Annotated in this window: 20 protein-coding genes and 1 pseudogene; 8 read left to right on the top strand and 13 right to left on the bottom strand. The window is 40.2% G+C overall.

Annotated features, from left to right (window positions below):
* Positions 1 to 57: 57 nt before the first annotated feature.
* Positions 58 to 1,410, top strand: a pseudogene (locus N521_RS13770) (IS1182 family transposase).
* A 134-nt stretch (positions 1,411 to 1,544) separates the two neighbouring features.
* On the opposite strand, the gene bshB2 reads toward N521_RS13770, so the two are convergent.
* The 4 genes from bshB2 to rarD all read right to left on the bottom strand — a co-directional run bounded on the left by bshB2 (position 1,545) and on the right by rarD (position 3,846).
* The gene (bshB2, locus tag N521_RS13765) at positions 1,545 to 2,210 is read right to left on the bottom strand and encodes a bacillithiol biosynthesis deacetylase BshB2 (RefSeq protein ID WP_007500738.1); all 666 of its coding nucleotides are present in this window, start codon (positions 2,208 to 2,210) and stop codon (positions 1,545 to 1,547) included.
* A gap of 17 nt (positions 2,211 to 2,227) precedes the next feature.
* Complete coding sequence (locus tag N521_RS13760) at positions 2,228 to 2,578, bottom strand: YojF family protein (protein WP_008346474.1); 351 nt, start codon at positions 2,576 to 2,578, stop codon at positions 2,228 to 2,230.
* A complete protein-coding gene (locus N521_RS13755; protein WP_035391740.1) occupies positions 2,575 to 2,856 on the bottom strand; it encodes a hypothetical protein in 282 nt (93 codons plus the stop codon). The genes N521_RS13760 and N521_RS13755 overlap by 4 nt, the downstream gene beginning before the upstream one ends.
* A gap of 78 nt (positions 2,857 to 2,934) precedes the next feature.
* Positions 2,935 to 3,846 carry an EamA family transporter RarD gene (gene rarD / locus N521_RS13750; protein WP_035391737.1) on the bottom strand — a complete coding sequence of 304 codons (912 nt, stop codon included), beginning with the start codon at positions 3,844 to 3,846 and terminating at the stop codon, positions 2,935 to 2,937.
* Positions 3,847 to 3,932: 86 nt separating this feature from the next.
* Here rarD and N521_RS13745 point away from each other — a divergent pair, with 86 nt between their 5' ends.
* Positions 3,933 to 4,406, top strand: coding sequence for an Hsp20/alpha crystallin family protein (locus N521_RS13745; protein ID WP_017359677.1), 474 nt, complete (start codon positions 3,933 to 3,935; stop codon positions 4,404 to 4,406).
* Positions 4,407 to 4,446: 40 nt separating this feature from the next.
* Here the strand turns inward: N521_RS13745 and N521_RS13740 are convergent, their stop codons facing one another.
* Positions 4,447 to 4,665 carry a hypothetical protein gene (locus tag N521_RS13740; protein ID WP_003215921.1) on the bottom strand — a complete coding sequence of 73 codons (219 nt, stop codon included), beginning with the start codon at positions 4,663 to 4,665 and terminating at the stop codon, positions 4,447 to 4,449.
* A 75-nt stretch (positions 4,666 to 4,740) separates the two neighbouring features.
* Complete coding sequence (locus tag N521_RS13735; RefSeq protein WP_017359678.1) at positions 4,741 to 5,073, bottom strand: winged helix-turn-helix transcriptional regulator; 333 nt, start codon at positions 5,071 to 5,073, stop codon at positions 4,741 to 4,743.
* A gap of 141 nt (positions 5,074 to 5,214) precedes the next feature.
* Between N521_RS13735 and N521_RS13730 the strand changes: the two genes are divergently transcribed.
* From N521_RS13730 to N521_RS13720, 3 genes are all read left to right on the top strand, one after another.
* A complete protein-coding gene (locus N521_RS13730; RefSeq protein ID WP_017367452.1) occupies positions 5,215 to 5,832 on the top strand; it encodes a nitroreductase family protein in 618 nt (205 codons plus the stop codon).
* Positions 5,833 to 6,069: 237 nt separating this feature from the next.
* Positions 6,070 to 6,288 (top strand): DUF3311 domain-containing protein, encoded by a 219-nt coding sequence (locus tag N521_RS13725; protein ID WP_017359680.1) that lies wholly within the window; start codon positions 6,070 to 6,072, stop codon positions 6,286 to 6,288.
* Positions 6,273 to 7,766: a sodium:solute symporter family protein gene (locus tag N521_RS13720; RefSeq protein ID WP_007500747.1), complete on the top strand. Its 1,494-nt coding sequence runs from the start codon at positions 6,273 to 6,275 to the stop codon at positions 7,764 to 7,766. The genes N521_RS13725 and N521_RS13720 overlap by 16 nt, the downstream gene beginning before the upstream one ends.
* Before the next feature lie 246 nt (positions 7,767 to 8,012).
* Here N521_RS13720 and N521_RS13715 read toward each other — a convergent pair whose 3' ends face one another.
* Entirely contained in the window at positions 8,013 to 9,398 is a 1,386-nt protein-coding gene (locus N521_RS13715; RefSeq protein WP_017367455.1) for a S41 family peptidase, read from the bottom strand.
* A 151-nt stretch (positions 9,399 to 9,549) separates the two neighbouring features.
* On the opposite strand from N521_RS13715, the gene N521_RS13710 reads away from it, so the two are divergent.
* Both N521_RS13710 and N521_RS13705 read left to right on the top strand, forming a co-directional pair.
* Complete coding sequence (locus N521_RS13710; RefSeq protein WP_008346454.1) at positions 9,550 to 10,248, top strand: class I SAM-dependent methyltransferase; 699 nt, start codon at positions 9,550 to 9,552, stop codon at positions 10,246 to 10,248.
* 92 nt (positions 10,249 to 10,340) lie between these two features.
* Positions 10,341 to 10,592, top strand: a complete 252-nt coding sequence (locus N521_RS13705) for a hypothetical protein (RefSeq protein WP_008346452.1) — start codon at positions 10,341 to 10,343, stop codon at positions 10,590 to 10,592.
* A gap of 49 nt (positions 10,593 to 10,641) precedes the next feature.
* On the opposite strand, the gene N521_RS13700 is transcribed toward N521_RS13705, so the two are convergent.
* From N521_RS13700 to N521_RS19355, 5 genes are all read right to left on the bottom strand, one after another.
* Entirely contained in the window at positions 10,642 to 11,472 is an 831-nt protein-coding gene (locus N521_RS13700) for a M15 family metallopeptidase (RefSeq protein WP_007500752.1), read from the bottom strand.
* A gap of 68 nt (positions 11,473 to 11,540) precedes the next feature.
* On the bottom strand, positions 11,541 to 12,236 hold the full coding sequence (gene deoD, locus N521_RS13695; RefSeq protein WP_007500754.1) for a purine-nucleoside phosphorylase: 696 nt from the start codon (positions 12,234 to 12,236) through the stop codon (positions 11,541 to 11,543).
* Between the two features lie 110 nt (positions 12,237 to 12,346).
* A complete protein-coding gene (locus tag N521_RS13690; RefSeq protein ID WP_007500756.1) occupies positions 12,347 to 12,664 on the bottom strand; it encodes a YodL domain-containing protein in 318 nt (105 codons plus the stop codon).
* A gap of 54 nt (positions 12,665 to 12,718) precedes the next feature.
* On the bottom strand, positions 12,719 to 13,327 hold the full coding sequence (locus N521_RS13685) for a phosphatase PAP2 family protein (protein WP_017359684.1): 609 nt from the start codon (positions 13,325 to 13,327) through the stop codon (positions 12,719 to 12,721).
* Positions 13,328 to 13,378: 51 nt separating this feature from the next.
* Positions 13,379 to 13,549 (bottom strand): YozD family protein, encoded by a 171-nt coding sequence (locus tag N521_RS19355; RefSeq protein WP_008346445.1) that lies wholly within the window; start codon positions 13,547 to 13,549, stop codon positions 13,379 to 13,381.
* A 119-nt stretch (positions 13,550 to 13,668) separates the two neighbouring features.
* Between N521_RS19355 and N521_RS19905 the strand changes: the two genes are divergently transcribed.
* Entirely contained in the window at positions 13,669 to 13,803 is a 135-nt protein-coding gene (locus N521_RS19905; RefSeq protein WP_017359686.1) for a hypothetical protein, read from the top strand.
* Here the strand turns inward: N521_RS19905 and N521_RS13680 are convergent.
* Positions 13,800 to 14,480: a hypothetical protein gene (locus N521_RS13680; RefSeq protein ID WP_008346441.1), complete on the bottom strand. Its 681-nt coding sequence runs from the start codon at positions 14,478 to 14,480 to the stop codon at positions 13,800 to 13,802. The genes N521_RS19905 and N521_RS13680 overlap by 4 nt on opposite strands.
* Between the last annotated feature and the right edge of the window lie 101 nt (positions 14,481 to 14,581).

Below are 14,581 nucleotides of genomic sequence, written 5' to 3'. Positions count from 1 at the left end.
TTTCCACTATCCCATTTTATAATAGAGAAAAGCATACTAAAGGAAGGTGTTTTTCTCATGTTCCACACTAGAAATTCTTCTCAGCACGAAGCCGAATTTGTTTTGCTAGATCAATTGGTCGAAGAGGATCACCTGCTTAGTAAAATTGATCAGTACATTGATTTTTCATTTATCATAGACAAAGTAAAACCATATTATAGTGAGAATAAAGGTCGTCCCTCACTTGATCCACTTATTTTGTTTAAAATGATGTTTATCGGATACCTGTACGGTATCCGTTCTGAAAGACAACTTGAAAAAGAAATTTACTATAACATGGCGTATAGATGGTTTTTAGGTTTAAACATCAATGACCCCGTTCCCCATCATTCGACCATTAGCTGGAATCGTCGTACTCGATTTAAAGATACAACCATTTTTCAAGACATTTTCGATGAAATTGTTCTTCAAGCCATCAATCACGATATGGTTGGAGGGCGCGTTCTTTTTACTGACTCCACTCATCTTAAAGCCAATGCCAATAAACATAAATATACAAGAAAAACGATTGAACAAGATACCCAGAACTATATAAATGAATTAGAAGAAGCGATCCAAGAAGATCGGGTGGCACACGGAAAAAAGCCCTTAAAGGTAAAAGAGGAGGTGAAAACGGAAAAAGACATTCGTCAAAGTACGACTGATCCTGAAAGTGGCTATCTTTATCGTGAAAACAAACCAGAAGGCTTTTTCTACCTAGACCACCGTACAACGGATATGAAGTACAATATCATCACAGATGCCCATGTCACGCCTGGCAATGTCCATGATTCCGTTCCGTATCTTGAACGATTGGATCACCAAATCGCACGATTTGGTTTTTAAGTAGACGCAGTTGCCCTTGATTCTGGTTATTTGACCAGCCCAATCTGTAAAGGTTTATCTGATCGCCATATTTTTGGTGTCATCGCACATAGACGTTTTCATCCAACAAGAGGATTATTCGAGAAGTGGAAATTCCAGTATGATTCTGAACACGATCAATACATATGCCCGAATGGTGAAAAGCTTTTATATACCACGACTGATCGAAAAGGTTATAGGTTCTACAAATCAGATCCTAAAAAATGCACATCGTGTCCTTTCCTTGAAAACTGCACAAGATCTAAAAATCATCAAAAGGTCATCTCAAGACATGTGTGGGAGGAACATAAAGAAAAGATCAGGCAAAATCGTCTGTCTGCCGCTGGAAAAGAGCTATATAAAAAAAGAAAAGAAAAAATAGAGCGAAGCTTTGCAGATTCAAAACAACTGCATGGGCTTCGCTACTGCCGGTTAAGGGGAAAACAAAATGTAAGTGAGCAAGTGCTTCTCACAGCTGCCTGCCAGAACATGAAGAAGATTGCCACACACCTAGCAAAGCTAGGCTAGGTGTGTGGGAGGCCTTTTTCATGTTTTTCCTTCAATCTCATCTATCATAATGATGGTGAAAATAAAAAAGATTGTAGAAAAACATGGGTTTCTCTACAATCTGAGGCAGCTGACTTCAGTCAGCTGCCTTTCATTTAGTCATTCCATTGATACGTCCAGAAAATTTCTTCATCAAACCATTTTTGGACGACTGGTTCTTTGTTTTTCAACTTTTGTTCAAGCTCTCTTAGCATGCCTTCTGTTTGTGTTCTATGCGCTCTTAGTGCATTTAATTTGATATCGGCTACATCCGTAATATCAATCACAATATCGGCATTTCCTAGCACTTCTTCTCGATTTTTCGTAATGGCCATGCAGTATGTGACGGGACGGTCTTCTTTTTTCTTGCGGTATAGAGCACGAATGACCGCTTCACCTGTCGCATCATGATCAGGGTGTACGCCATGACCTGGATAAAACGTGACAATAAGAGTTGGTTTCACTTCATCAATTATGCGTTCCATCACATCCGCTAAATACTCATCATCTTCAAATTCCAACGTTTTATCTCGAAGACCAAGCATTCGCAAGTCTGTGACATCCATTTCTTTACATGCATTGATTAATTCCTGTTTTCTTAATTCAGGAAGTGTCTCACGGTTAGCATATGTTGGACTTCCCATATTTCTTCCCATTTCTCCAAGTGTCCCGCATGCATACGTCACTGGAATTCCACGTTTTCTGCTTTGCGCGATGAGCCCTGCGACCCCGAAGGATTCATCGTCGGGGTGAGGCAGCATCACAAGTACATGTTCGTTCATCACTGTTCCCCTCTCTCCTACACCTGAAATGGTGTTTCACTAATTTGTAATGAGATCGCTAGTTTTCCGTCTGGCAGGTGTCCTGCTAACAGCAGGCGACCTTGTTCATCAAACACGTAATCGGTTAAACCTTCTGCGTAAATCCAGCCATCTTCTGTTTTCATTCCGACACGGTATGGACCTTGTCCTTTTATTTTTGCCTGTGAATAGACAACTTTTGCGTTGCGGATATACGCCACGACCGTCATATTTTGCTCATTCACATGAGCTGAATAAGAACCAGTTGTCGTTTCAAGATGAACGAAGACTGGCCGATTTAAAAACGATTCAAGATGTGCTGTGACATCTTCCGTTTGAATTGGTTTCATGAGTGGTTCCTTCCTTCATTTTGAATTAGTTCTCGCAGCTTTTTTGTATGTAAGCTGATCAGCTGTAGTTGATGACCCTGCTCAATAGCACTTTCTAAAATTCTTTCCACAGCGAGTACATACTTTTGATGTAATGACTTTCTTGCGCGAGGATGGGTGCGTACATCAAGCAAATCATCTCGTATCGCCTCGTGTAATGAAGTCATATCCACTACATCAAGCTGCCGATTTTTCCATAAAGATTGATAAGCGTGTGCAAGCTCATCGGCTGATGACATGTGATCACCTCTACAGTTTTGGTAACAACTTATTATGACATGATCCGCCTGCAAAAAAAAGCAAACTGCTTCGTCTCTTTAATGAGAATTCGCTGTTTTTTTCATTCGCAGTTGAGAGGTTGTAAATAGTAAAATCGCCACCCAAATACAGAGGAATGTCACGATTTTTGCTGCAGATAAGTGTTCGTGATACACAAACAGCCCCAAAAAGAGTGTAATGGTCGGTGCAATATACTGCAAAATACCAACTTGGTATAAAGGAATTCTTTTGGCCCCTTCAGAAAATAAAAGAAGCGGTACAGCTGTAAAGACACCTGCAAAAAATAATAGCCCAAGAGAGCCGAAGCTGCTCGGATTCATCGTGACAACAGGTTCTTTTAAGAAGAAGAATAAGTAAACAAGCGCAGCTGGTGCAAGAAGCAGTGTTTCAATGGTTAATCCAATGGCACTCGTAAAACTCATTCTTTTTTTAATCAGTCCATAAAACCCAAAACTAAAAGCCAATACGAAAGCCACGACAGGAAATGAGCCGTACTGAACAGTTGAGATGATGACACCAGCTGCAGCAATGAGAATGGCGGTGGTTTGCATTTTATTCAGTCGTTCTTTTAAGAAAATGATGCCTAGTAAAACTGATACAAGCGGATTAATATAATACCCTAAACTCGCTTCCAGCATCAGATCGTGATTTACAGCCCAAATGTATACATACCAGTTGACCGAAATTAAAATAGCCGATAAAAGTAATGAAAAAAGTGCTTTTCCATCTATCATCAGACCTTTCACAGTCTGCACCGCTGGACGGACTTGCTTTAAATATAAAAGAATACCGCACATAAAAACAAAGGACCATATGATTCTGTGCGCTAAAATTTCGCCTGACGAAATATGCTCCATCAGTTTCCAATATAATGGGAACAATCCCCATAATGTAAAAGATGCAACCGTATATAAGACACCTTTTGATTGTTGTTCGTTCAATCTAACCATTCCTTTCTAAACCTATCGTATATTATAGCACGCACATCACATTATGGGCATATACTAATTCAGGGCATTTAGAAAGGATGATTTGCATGTTTGACTGGAACCGATTATTCCCTTTTCAAAAGCAATTTTCAAAAGAAGCGTTAAAAAATTCAGATCCTAAAGACGTTGAGCAATATGTCAATCAAGTCATGGAAAGTGTTTTCGGCTCCAATTATTCTGCTCAATTCCCCTTTCAGGATCCGCTGTCTCAGAAGCAGAAAGAAAGAGAGCCAGACGATAAAAAAAAGAAAGAGCCGAATGTTGAAGTATTTGAGACGACAGATCACGTGTTTGTCAAAATAGAGCTCGATCGTCCGAACACGGAAAAAGTAAAAATCAAACATACAGCCAATCTGCTGTTTATTGATCATTTTCCTGAAGAGAATAAACAAAAGAAGGTTGTCCTGCCTGCTGCTGTGAAAAGAAAAGGAACGAAGGCTTCGTATCAAGATGGTATTTTAGAAATTATGTTTTTAAAGCATGATGATCCAGGCATTTCTGAAATTGATATTCCATTATAAAAAGCCTGCTTTGAAATGGAAGCAGGCTTACTCTTTTTTCTTAATAATATGGTGGATATCCGCCGCCATAAGGTGGTGGAACAGGCGGTGGTGGAGGCGGGTAATATGGACGAGGATAATTAAAAATCGCACTTCCTAGAAATCCGCCAAGCAGTCCGCCGACTAAAGGAGCGCCAAAACCAAAAAACAAAGGGACTCTAGATTCATATGGCGGAATGCCAGGGGCACCGCCTCGAAAATACGGAGTATGAGGGTACATGCTTTTCTCCTCCTTTGTCATGTGCCTAACATCAGCATATTCATTAGAAGACAAAACGTTTGGGCAAACCTAAAACTAAGCTTGCTCCTTTTTTTCATGAGATCCAGCATACTCCCCTGCCCAGCGCGATACTTCTCCGAACACACCATGTAATGCACTCCCTTTTTCGGTTAGACAATAGATGACTTTGACTGGCGTTTCAGGAAGTACAGTGCGCTTTATGATTCCTTCTTGCTCAAGCTCTTTTAAGCGTTCTGCGAGCATTTTTTGACTGATGGATGGAATAATGTCCGTCAGGTCTTTAAACCGCTTCGGACCATCAAGCAATACATGAATGATGAGACCATTCCACCTTTTGCCAAGAAGCAAAAAAGCTTGCTGAATGTTTGGACATAATTGAAATTCCATATATTTCAGCCTTTCTTTTCATAATCGTTTGACAAACTAACGGTGTACAATTTAAAATATATCTCTAGTTACAATAAGTAAGTTTCTCACTTTTTTATTTATTGTACCATACTATTTGCAAAAACGGGAGGAAATATCCATATGGCGAGCGATCAAAAAACGATTGACATTTTAAAAGAAAGAGCTTCAGTAAAAGAGTATGATACAACTCATGAAATGACAAAAGAAGAGTTAACAGAGCTTCTTGATATCACAACAAAAGCACCATCTGCTTGGAACCTTCAGCATTGGCATTTCACTGTTTTCCATAGTGCTGAATCAAAAGCAAAACTTCTTCCAATCGCTTACAATCAAAAACAAATCTCTCAAGCATCAGCTGTGATTGCTGTGCTAGGTGACCTTGAAGCCAATCTAAAGGGTGAAAAAATCTACAGTGAGCTAGCAGAACAAGGCTTCATCACAGAAGATATTAAAGAAACATTGATGACGCAAATTAATGGTGCTTATCAAAGCGAGCAATATGCACGTGAAGCTGCGTATTCTAACGCTTCGTTAGCTGCTATGCAATTAATGATTGCGGCGAAAGCAATGGGATATGATACATGCGCAATGGGCGGTTTCAGCAAAGAAGCGTACGTGAAAGAATTCAATGTGAGCGGTCGATACGAACCAGTGATGTTGATTTCTGTCGGGAAAGCAGCAAAAGAAGCTCACAAAAGCAATCGTTTTGACATCGAAGAAGTATCTGATTTCCTATAAAAAACGGCACAGTCTCAGCGTCATGCTGGGGCTTTTTTATTTGCTCTAAATATTATTTTTCCATACTTATTTTTAAGTCTTCCTTTCTCATTCTTCACTATTTACCTCTTTTTAAAAATGAAAGCGTTATATTAGTATGATATTCATAAAAATGATTGTTTTTTCTGAAAATGGTCTTGTGATCTAATCTGACAACTGCTATTATTATGAAATTACAAAATATTAGAGGAGGAAAACATGAACAAAAAACTGATACTGGCGCTACTCATCGCGATTCCATTCATTGGACAGCTTGCACTGCTCCCCTTTGTGAATCGTATTCATCCATTTGTCATCGGGCTGCCCTTTTTCCACTTCTGGCTCTTACTATGGATTGTACTCACACCCGTTTGCACATTTATCATTTACAGGATGCAACATTCAAATGGAGGAACTGACGAATGCAAGGAAACTTAACAGCTTTATTGATTACTGCAAGTATTATTTTCATCGTCGTGGTCATCGGTTTTGCCGCTGGTCGTGATAAATCATCAAGACAGTCAGTCGAAGAATGGTCTGTTGGCGGGAGAAAATTTGGCGGGCTTCTCGTCTGGTTCCTTGTTGGCGCAGACTTATATACTGCTTATACCTTTTTAGGGCTCACAAGTACAGCTTATACAGCGGGAAGTGTTGCTTTTTTCGCTATCCCCTATTCAGTTCTTGCTTATTTTATTGCGTATTTCTTCTTACCAAAACTTTGGACGGTTGCAAAAAATCACAAGCTGACAACACTTGCTGATTATGCACGTGAGCGATTTGACAGTAAACTGTTATCCAGCTTGATTGCCATTGTTGGTGTACTCATGCTCATTCCATACATTTGTCTTCAGTTAAGCGGGATTCAAGATACGTTAACTGTCGCTGGAACGAGTTATATTAATGTGAATGCAGTTGTTATAATTTCATTTATTTTAGTTGCACTTTATACATTTTTCAGTGGTATTAAAGGTCCTACATATACAGCCATTATTAAAGATATTCTTGTTTGGGTGATCATGCTCTTTATGGTCGTTTCCCTCCCGATTATTCATTTTAACGGCTGGACCCCAATGATGAATACGTTAGCTAAGGAAGCCCCACAGCTTCTGACGATTCCTGAAGGCGGGCCTAAAGGCATTTTGTGGTTTATTACCGCATCAGGTGTTTCTGCACTCGCATTATTTATGTGGGCACATGCAGCAACTGGCGTTTTCACAGCCAAAAGCGCAGATGCCATCCGTAAAAACAGTATGTTTTTACCTCTTTACAACATTGTATTGATTTTGGTCATCTTCCTTGGCTTCATTGCCTTTTTAGTCTTACCGGAAGATACAAATCCAAGATTTGCTCTTCTTCATTTAATTCAGACGTCATATGGCGGCGTGATGCAGGGGCTTGCGTATTCAACGATTGCACTTGCTTCTCTCATTCCATGTTCGATCATGGCCATTGGGGCGTCGAATTTATTTGCCAATAATTTGTACCGTGATTTAATCCATCCAACTGTGTCACCTAAACGGTTAACGATCATTACACGTTCGATGGTATTTATCGTGATCGGGCTTGCTCTTTTATTCGGTATGCTGTTCCCGACTGCGCTTGTCACGCTTCAGCTGATCGGTGTTTCAGGAATGGTTCAAATCTTCCCTGCCATTGCGATCAGCTTGTTCTGGAAAAAACAATCAAGAGAAGCAACGATTGCGGGTTTAGTTGTTGGCATCATCGTCACCTTTACAGCCAATATCTCACAAGTCACGTTTGGTCTTTATGAAGGATTTCTTGGTTTACTAGCAAACGTTGTGGTCATCCTGATTTTGAATCCATTCTTCCAAAAGAATGTCACATCTAATGCTGTGACAAGTGATTTGTTTGAAAAGAATGGGAAAACAACGGAACCTGTGGCTAACAAAGCGTAATACAAGAAAAAAAGCAGTCCCCTGATAAGGACTGCTTCAGCGTGTAGACAAACCCTCGCATTCTTTGTCAGTCCTGCGTGCTGGTGCTCACGAATGTCAAATTCGCTCCGCTCCAGTACTCGTCCTTCCTAGACTTCAAAGGTTTTCTATCACGCTGAGCTGAAAAGAAGACAAAGGGCTAAAATAAAGTTCATTTTAGCCCTTTGTCAACAATTTGAAGCAGTCCCCTGATGAGGACTGCTTTTTCTATTTCATTTCTTTTTTCAACACTTCAATGGCTTTTTTCATTTGCGTATCATTTTTCTTGAGCTTATCTTGTATGTTTGTCATCAGTACCGTCGTTGTGTCCCCTGTCAGAATACCATCAGCCTTCAGATCGTGATCTGATTGGAAACTTTTCACGACCGACTGGAATGCTTGATCATATTCTCCATTGGCTTTTGCTTTGTAGCCAAGCGCTTGGAACATTTTTTGAGCCGCTTTGACTTCATCTCCATCATCATTCAGTTGATACGTCTTTTTCGGACTTAAGTATGGCAGCTTCGCATAACTCGGCAGAGATGCTTTCACCTGTGGCTCAATTCCTTTTTTGTGAATCCAAGACCCGTCTGGTGTCAACCACTTGGCAATGGTTAATTTCACACTAGAACCATCATTGTAGCTTTGCGCATTTTGAACAGTCCCTTTACCAAATGTCTTTTCTCCAACAAGTTGAATGCTAGAGGATTGGTGCAGAGCTGCCGCCATGATTTCAGCAGCACTCGCTGAACCGCCGTTTACAAGAACAACTGTCGGCTGATGAACTTTGCGTTCTTTTTCCGCTTTGTACACTTGTTTCTTTCCTTTTTCCTCAACCTGCATAATGACTTTTCCTTTATCGATAAAGTCATTGCTCATTTCAATTGCTTCTGTCATAATGCCGCCTGGATTATCTCTCAGATCAATGACAAAACCTTTTGCCCCTTTTTTCTCGAGGTCATCAATCGCTTTATCTAACTCTTTAGACGTGGTTTCAGCAAAAGACGTGATTTGGATTTCGCCTATTTTATCTTTTGTTAGTTTTGCATACACCGTTTCAAGTGGAATCGTATCTCTTGTGATCGTGACATCCACATTTCCAACACCTTGTCGGTTCAAATGCAGTTTGACATCCGTTCCTTTTTTCCCTCTGATAAGAGAAACGGCTTTATTCACTGACATGCCTTTTGTACTTTTACTATCCACTTTTAAAATACGATCATGAGGTTTCAAACCAGCTTTTTCAGCAGGAGAGCCTTTAATCGGTGCGACAATTAAAATTTGTCCATCCTTCTCTTCTACTTGTGCACCAATTCCTTCAAATGAAGATGAAATGGTGTTGTTAAACCCTTCGGCTTCCTCCTGATCCATATATGTAGAGTATGGATCATCAAGTGATGCAATCATTCCTTGAATCGCACCGTCTACTAGTTTTTGATCATCCGTTTTTTCGTAATACTCGTTTTTTACCTTCGTATATGCAGCCATGAGTTTACTAAACTTCTCATCTCCTGAAACGCTGACAGCACCTTGTTTTGTGATCACAAATGTAATCGCTGAGGAAAGCGCTGCTGTCACCAGAATGGCTATCACGAACTTGAATTGTTTTTTCAAAAAAACACCACCTTTATCTCCTTTCATTATTATCAAGGACGATTCTTCATCCGTCAACCAAAGGATCAAACTTCTATTTGAAAAGATAAGCCATTTCGCCTTGCAATGCATAATCTTTAGAGAGAAACATGATAAAGAAAGAAGGGATTCCATGAGTGACTATGTAGAAATGCTTGCCTATTTTGGTGTATCAGGTGCCCATCCTGGTGGAATTGAGCTAACAAAAACGATGATTGAGCATCTTCACTTGGCGTCTGACGATCGTATACTGGATGTTGGATGCGGCACAGGACAAACAGCCGCCTATCTAGGACATTTAGGTTATGAAGTAGAGGCGATTGATACACACCCTTTGATGATTGAAAAAGCCAATCTGCGATTCGAGCGGGAACAACTACCTTTCCGTGCACAGCAAGCATCGATCGAACACCTGCCATTTTCAGATGACTCGTTCTCTCTACTGATCAGTGAATCTGTTTTAAGTTTCACCCATTTACCTGCTGCGCTTGCTGAGATCAAACGGGTGCTTGCTCCTGGAAAGCAATTGATCGCAAATGAGGCTGTGTTAAAAGTGCCGCTCCCCTCAAAAGAACAGGCAACCATTCGGGAGTTTTATGGGTTTCACTCCCTCTTTTCATTTCCTGAATGGAAAAAACAGTTAGCGTCCGCAGGATTCCGTGACATTCAGATTCTCTCATTTGATGAACACATGGTGCAGGAAGAGCCGACCGAAATGGAATTATCAGATCAAATACCATCTTCTCTTTATGATACATTACAGACACACTATGACCTGATTCAAACACACCGAGAACATCTGAGTCACCTTGTATTTGAATGTACAGTATAAAATGAGCGAATCTCCTATATGTTTTGTCCAAACTCTATGAAGTCTTTCGCATAGGATAAGAGTGAAAAGAGTTTGTCATAAGGAGGAAAAACATGGAGCGCTACTATAAACTTTGTCAGCAGCATATGGGGAAAGTAGCTAGAATTACTGATCGAAATGGCAGAGTACATGTTGGACGTATTGAGCGGGTGTCAAACCGCAAAGTTTATATCCGGCCAGTCGGCGGGTCCCGCGGGGGCTTTGGTTATGGATATTACGGAGGTTATTATGGCTGGGGTGCAGCTTATGGCATCGGTCTCGGTTTTATTACCGGCTTCGCTTTAGCAGGTTTGTTCTTTTTTTAAAACGGCGTATAAAAGAAGGCCTCCCAGCTTCGGGAGGCCTTTTATTTGTTTATATTTTCTTCACTTTATTCATATACTCTTCGAAAGTTAAATCATGATCATGCATCGCTTTTGCAGCTTCTTTCCCTACATAGCGCAAGTGCCACGGCTCATATTCATATTTCGTGATGTCTTCTTTCCCTTTTGGATAACGGATGATAAAGCCATATTTATAAGCGTTTTTGGCTACCCATTTACCATCAGGTGTTTCACCAAATTTTTCAGAGATTTCAAAGCCGGCACTTTTTGAGGAAATATCCATGGCAAGACCTGTTTGATGCTCACTTTCGCCTGGTAAGGCTACGGCTTCTTGGGCTTTTTCTTTCCCTTTTAGTTTCACTTCACTATCAAAAATGACTTTTTGACGATCATAGGAACGATAGCCAGATACTGCAGCAAGCTCAAAGTTTTCCTTTTTAGCACCTTTGAATAACTTTGCAAGTGCCTCCGCTGCTTCTTTTCGAATATATCGTTTTTCAATATCCTCTGAAAAAGAGAATTCCACTTTTGGTACAACGAGATCAGAAGGTTTATAGGTTCCTGGCAGTGCATATTCTTTGTTCACTAAAGCAAGCACATTTTCAGGGTTTTGAATGGTCTTCAGTCCGCTCACTACCTTGATGTCATTGAAATATTCACTCTTTAACGTCAGCTCTTGATTAGATGAATCTGCCGTATCGTTTGAGTTTTGCTGGGATGATGAACTTGCTGCGTTCTTTTGTTCGTTTGTTTTGTTAGATTCAGTGGTACCGCTTTTCTGATCCAGCAACTGGCAGCCTGATAATGCGGCCGTCAAACCAAGAATCGATGCGATTGAGAGTATTTTATAGCTTTTCTTCATGACATACCTTCCTTTTGCTCTACTAAAAAAATAAAGATGCGCTACATCGTAGCACACCCTTTATACTATTATAAAACAGAATCTAGTGCAATTAAGATCATTTCGTCAAATGTCGTTTGACGCTCTTCAGCAGTTGTTTCTTCTCCTGTTAGCACATGATCACTCACTGTCAGGATCGACAACGCTTTTCTGCCAAATTTTGCAGCAAGCGTATAAAGAGCCGTTGTCTCCATTTCAATCGCTAGAATTCCATATTGGTCCATCAGCTCAAGTGGTTTTTCATTATAAAATTGGTCTGCTGTAAATACATTCCCAACACGCACAGCTACATTTTTCGCTTCTGCTGTGTCGTAGGCTTTTTTCAGTAAACCAAAATCAGCACATGGTGCGTAATCAATCGGTCCAAATGCCACACGGTTCATTTGAGAATCTGTTGATGATGTTTGAGCTAAGATGACGTCACGTACATTGACATCCTTTTTGATCGCTCCGCAAGAACCGACACGGATTAAGTTTTGAACATCATAGCTTTGGATCAGCTCATTCACATAGATCGAAATAGACGGTACGCCCATTCCAGTACCTTGTACAGAAATGCGTTTTCCTTTATATGTCCCAGTATAACCATACATGCCGCGCACTTCGTTATAGCACACTACATCTTCTAAATATGTATCTGCAATATATTTCGCACGAAGCGGATCGCCTGGAAGCAATACCGTTTCTGCAATTTGTCCTTTTTCTGCTCCAATATGTACACTCATTTTTTAGCCTCCACTTACGTTTAACATGTGTTTAGTCCCATTTATTATAAACGATTGCGTTCAAAAAAGAAAATACCAGCTGAAAGTAAAGCTGGCATCGTCGTTTATATTTAACTCATCGTCATTAGGCGTTCACTGCGTTTCCATCCTGCCGGAAAGAGCTGGTAGTAGCACTTCCCTTTTTTCTGGTCATCAATCACAACGATATCCCCAGTTGTGATAAACCGTGCATTGTAATCATTAGGGACTGTATCTTGTACATTAAATGTCGAGAATGCTTTTTCCAGTACATCAAGGTGTGTCCTGCCGCCAATCTTTGTCCGGTACACAGGCTGATGCCCGCTTTCTGCACCATATTCAGGTGTTTGATAAATGGTTAAGTGATAAGCTGAAGGTTTCTTTTGAAAAAATCTCAACGTCAATTGCATTCAAATCCCTCCCCTTTTATATAAAATTGGCTGGGATCTATGAATTTCCTTCTTCTATTTTTGTCGAATGACAGACAATTTTTCGTCAATCTTTTTACATATGAGAAATAAAGCTAGTCCTATCGCAAAGCCCCCTGCTACATCAGTGACATAATGAACACCGATATACATCCTGCTGATGCCGATCATCAGCACATAGCACCCTGTCACCATGTAGACTGCTTTTTGTCTCTTTTTCAGCCACGGAACCATTTCAATGAATAGATAGGCGATAAATGGATAGATCGTTGCTGCATTCATAGAATGTCCGCTCGGAAAGCTGTAATAGGTCTCATTCACTAGATGATCAAAGGCTGGACGCTCTCTAGCAAACAGTCCTTTCAGTTCATGATTGACCGTTTTTTCTGCTATATATAGTAGAAAAAGCAGCATAATAGAGTGGTAGCGTTTATACATAAACAGCACCACGCTAAAGATGAGCATGATTGGGACAAGCAGCGCACTGATACCAAAGTCAGTCAAAGTCAGCATGACATCATTTAAAAAAGGAAGTCTGATGTTCTCAAATGATAAGATGATCTGGTTGTCCAACTCCTGGAACATGCCAGACACCATAAGCGCAGCGATGGCGCCAAACAAAAGGAAAAAAATGATGACATACACGCGAAACAATTCCCCTCCCTTTCTACTCAGAATCTCTTCAAAGTATAGTGCCTACCGTGCCTCTTCTTCAACTATCATTGCTTTCCTCAGCATATATTCAAATGTAATATCGGCAAGCTCAAACGTTTCCAGCTCAGATGGTATGTACCCTCTTTTGACCAGCTCCGTGTAGAAGAATTCTGCAATTTCCTCTGTATCAATCACCAAATCTGCTTCTTTCATTGCTTTCCGCCTCCTTTTTTATGATGTATGAACGTCGCCTTATTTTTATTACAGTTTGTCATAATGGCTCATTCCATACATATAAATGCAGTAAACGAAAAGAAAAGGGGCATGAGGCAATGAAATGGTTAAGCATTTTAGATGGACATACTTTTGATCAGGTGATGGGCCGTATCTTGAGGGGATGGTTTTATGTGATTGCTTTTTTCTGTGTTCCTTACTTTTTATTCGTGTTAGGACAAGTCTTCTTTTAACCAAAATGCTCGTTTAAACTTTCCAAAATAAAGTCCATCATATCCTTATATTCTGGGTCTTTGAAAAATTCATAGAGAATTTTATAATCATTGTAAATATCAAGAAGCTCATCCACTATAGATACAGCGAGAAATTCTAGTGATGCTTCGCTTTCTTGTTTCTCTTCTAACTGTAATAGAGCGGTTTGCACCATATCTTCCTCTATTTCTTTTGAGGTTTCTCCAACGTAATGCACAAAAAGAAGCTGATGAACAAACTGATCCATCTCATATTTTCTTAGGACAAGCGTCAAGTCTTCTTCTTCTGTTTCCAGCCATTCTCCGTCTTTTAACCTTGTCAGTTCATAAATGACATCTTCCCAGCCATCTTCAAGGTAGCGCCATATCTCAGTCCGATGGCCAATGATTTTAAATAGCTCTTTCCCGTAATCCTTTACATATACAACATCGCCAATGAGGAACTCATATTCAATGTCCAGCTTTTCTGTATCTACAATCACCCCGTCGTACTCATCGTAAAGCTGGAGTGATGTTTCAAAATAAAGCACCTCATTATGATTGACCTCATATAGATAATGTTGGTCAATTTGATGGACTTTTGTTATCGTTCCAACTGTGCCGTACATGACAACGACGACAATATCCCCTACTTTATATTTTGGTGCTTTCGCCTTCATTCTGTCTCCCCCTTGCCCGACTTTTGGTCTTAACGTATCGTATGCCGGCGCAAGGAATTCTGCATGGGCAACCACACCATGCAAAACGCCATTTTATTTCT

Source organism: Bacillus sp. UNC125MFCrub1.1, assembly GCF_000701305.1.
In the GTDB taxonomy this organism is placed as follows: domain Bacteria; phylum Bacillota; class Bacilli; order Bacillales; family Bacillaceae; genus Bacillus; species Bacillus altitudinis.
This window is presented reverse-complemented; position numbering and strand designations above follow the sequence as displayed.

Bases quoted from the DNA above. Each gene is read 5' to 3' on its own strand.
- bshB2 (WP_007500738.1), bottom strand. From the start codon at position 2,210: ATGAACGAACATGTACTTGTGATGCTGCCTCACCCCGACGATGAATCC.
- N521_RS13760 (WP_008346474.1), bottom strand. From the start codon at position 2,578: ATGAAACCAATTCAAACGGAAGATGTCACAGCACATCTTGAATCGTTT.
- N521_RS13755 (WP_035391740.1), bottom strand. From the start codon at position 2,856: ATGTCATCAGCCGATGAGCTTGCACACGCTTATCAATCTTTATGGAAA.
- rarD (WP_035391737.1), bottom strand. From the start codon at position 3,846: ATGGTTAGATTGAACGAACAACAATCAAAAGGTGTCTTATATACGGTT.
- N521_RS13745 (WP_017359677.1), top strand. From the start codon at position 3,933: ATGTTTGACTGGAACCGATTATTCCCTTTTCAAAAGCAATTTTCAAAA.
- N521_RS13740 (WP_003215921.1), bottom strand. From the start codon at position 4,665: ATGTACCCTCATACTCCGTATTTTCGAGGCGGTGCCCCTGGCATTCCG.
- N521_RS13735 (WP_017359678.1), bottom strand. From the start codon at position 5,073: ATGGAATTTCAATTATGTCCAAACATTCAGCAAGCTTTTTTGCTTCTT.
- N521_RS13730 (WP_017367452.1), top strand. From the start codon at position 5,215: ATGGCGAGCGATCAAAAAACGATTGACATTTTAAAAGAAAGAGCTTCA.
- N521_RS13725 (WP_017359680.1), top strand. From the start codon at position 6,070: ATGAACAAAAAACTGATACTGGCGCTACTCATCGCGATTCCATTCATT.
- N521_RS13720 (WP_007500747.1), top strand. From the start codon at position 6,273: ATGCAAGGAAACTTAACAGCTTTATTGATTACTGCAAGTATTATTTTC.
- N521_RS13710 (WP_008346454.1), top strand. From the start codon at position 9,550: ATGAGTGACTATGTAGAAATGCTTGCCTATTTTGGTGTATCAGGTGCC.
- N521_RS13705 (WP_008346452.1), top strand. From the start codon at position 10,341: ATGGAGCGCTACTATAAACTTTGTCAGCAGCATATGGGGAAAGTAGCT.
- N521_RS13700 (WP_007500752.1), bottom strand. From the start codon at position 11,472: ATGAAGAAAAGCTATAAAATACTCTCAATCGCATCGATTCTTGGTTTG.
- deoD (WP_007500754.1), bottom strand. From the start codon at position 12,236: ATGAGTGTACATATTGGAGCAGAAAAAGGACAAATTGCAGAAACGGTA.
- N521_RS13690 (WP_007500756.1), bottom strand. From the start codon at position 12,664: ATGCAATTGACGTTGAGATTTTTTCAAAAGAAACCTTCAGCTTATCAC.
- N521_RS19355 (WP_008346445.1), bottom strand. From the start codon at position 13,549: ATGAAAGAAGCAGATTTGGTGATTGATACAGAGGAAATTGCAGAATTC.
- N521_RS19905 (WP_017359686.1), top strand. From the start codon at position 13,669: ATGAAATGGTTAAGCATTTTAGATGGACATACTTTTGATCAGGTGATG.
- N521_RS13680 (WP_008346441.1), bottom strand. From the start codon at position 14,480: ATGAAGGCGAAAGCACCAAAATATAAAGTAGGGGATATTGTCGTCGTT.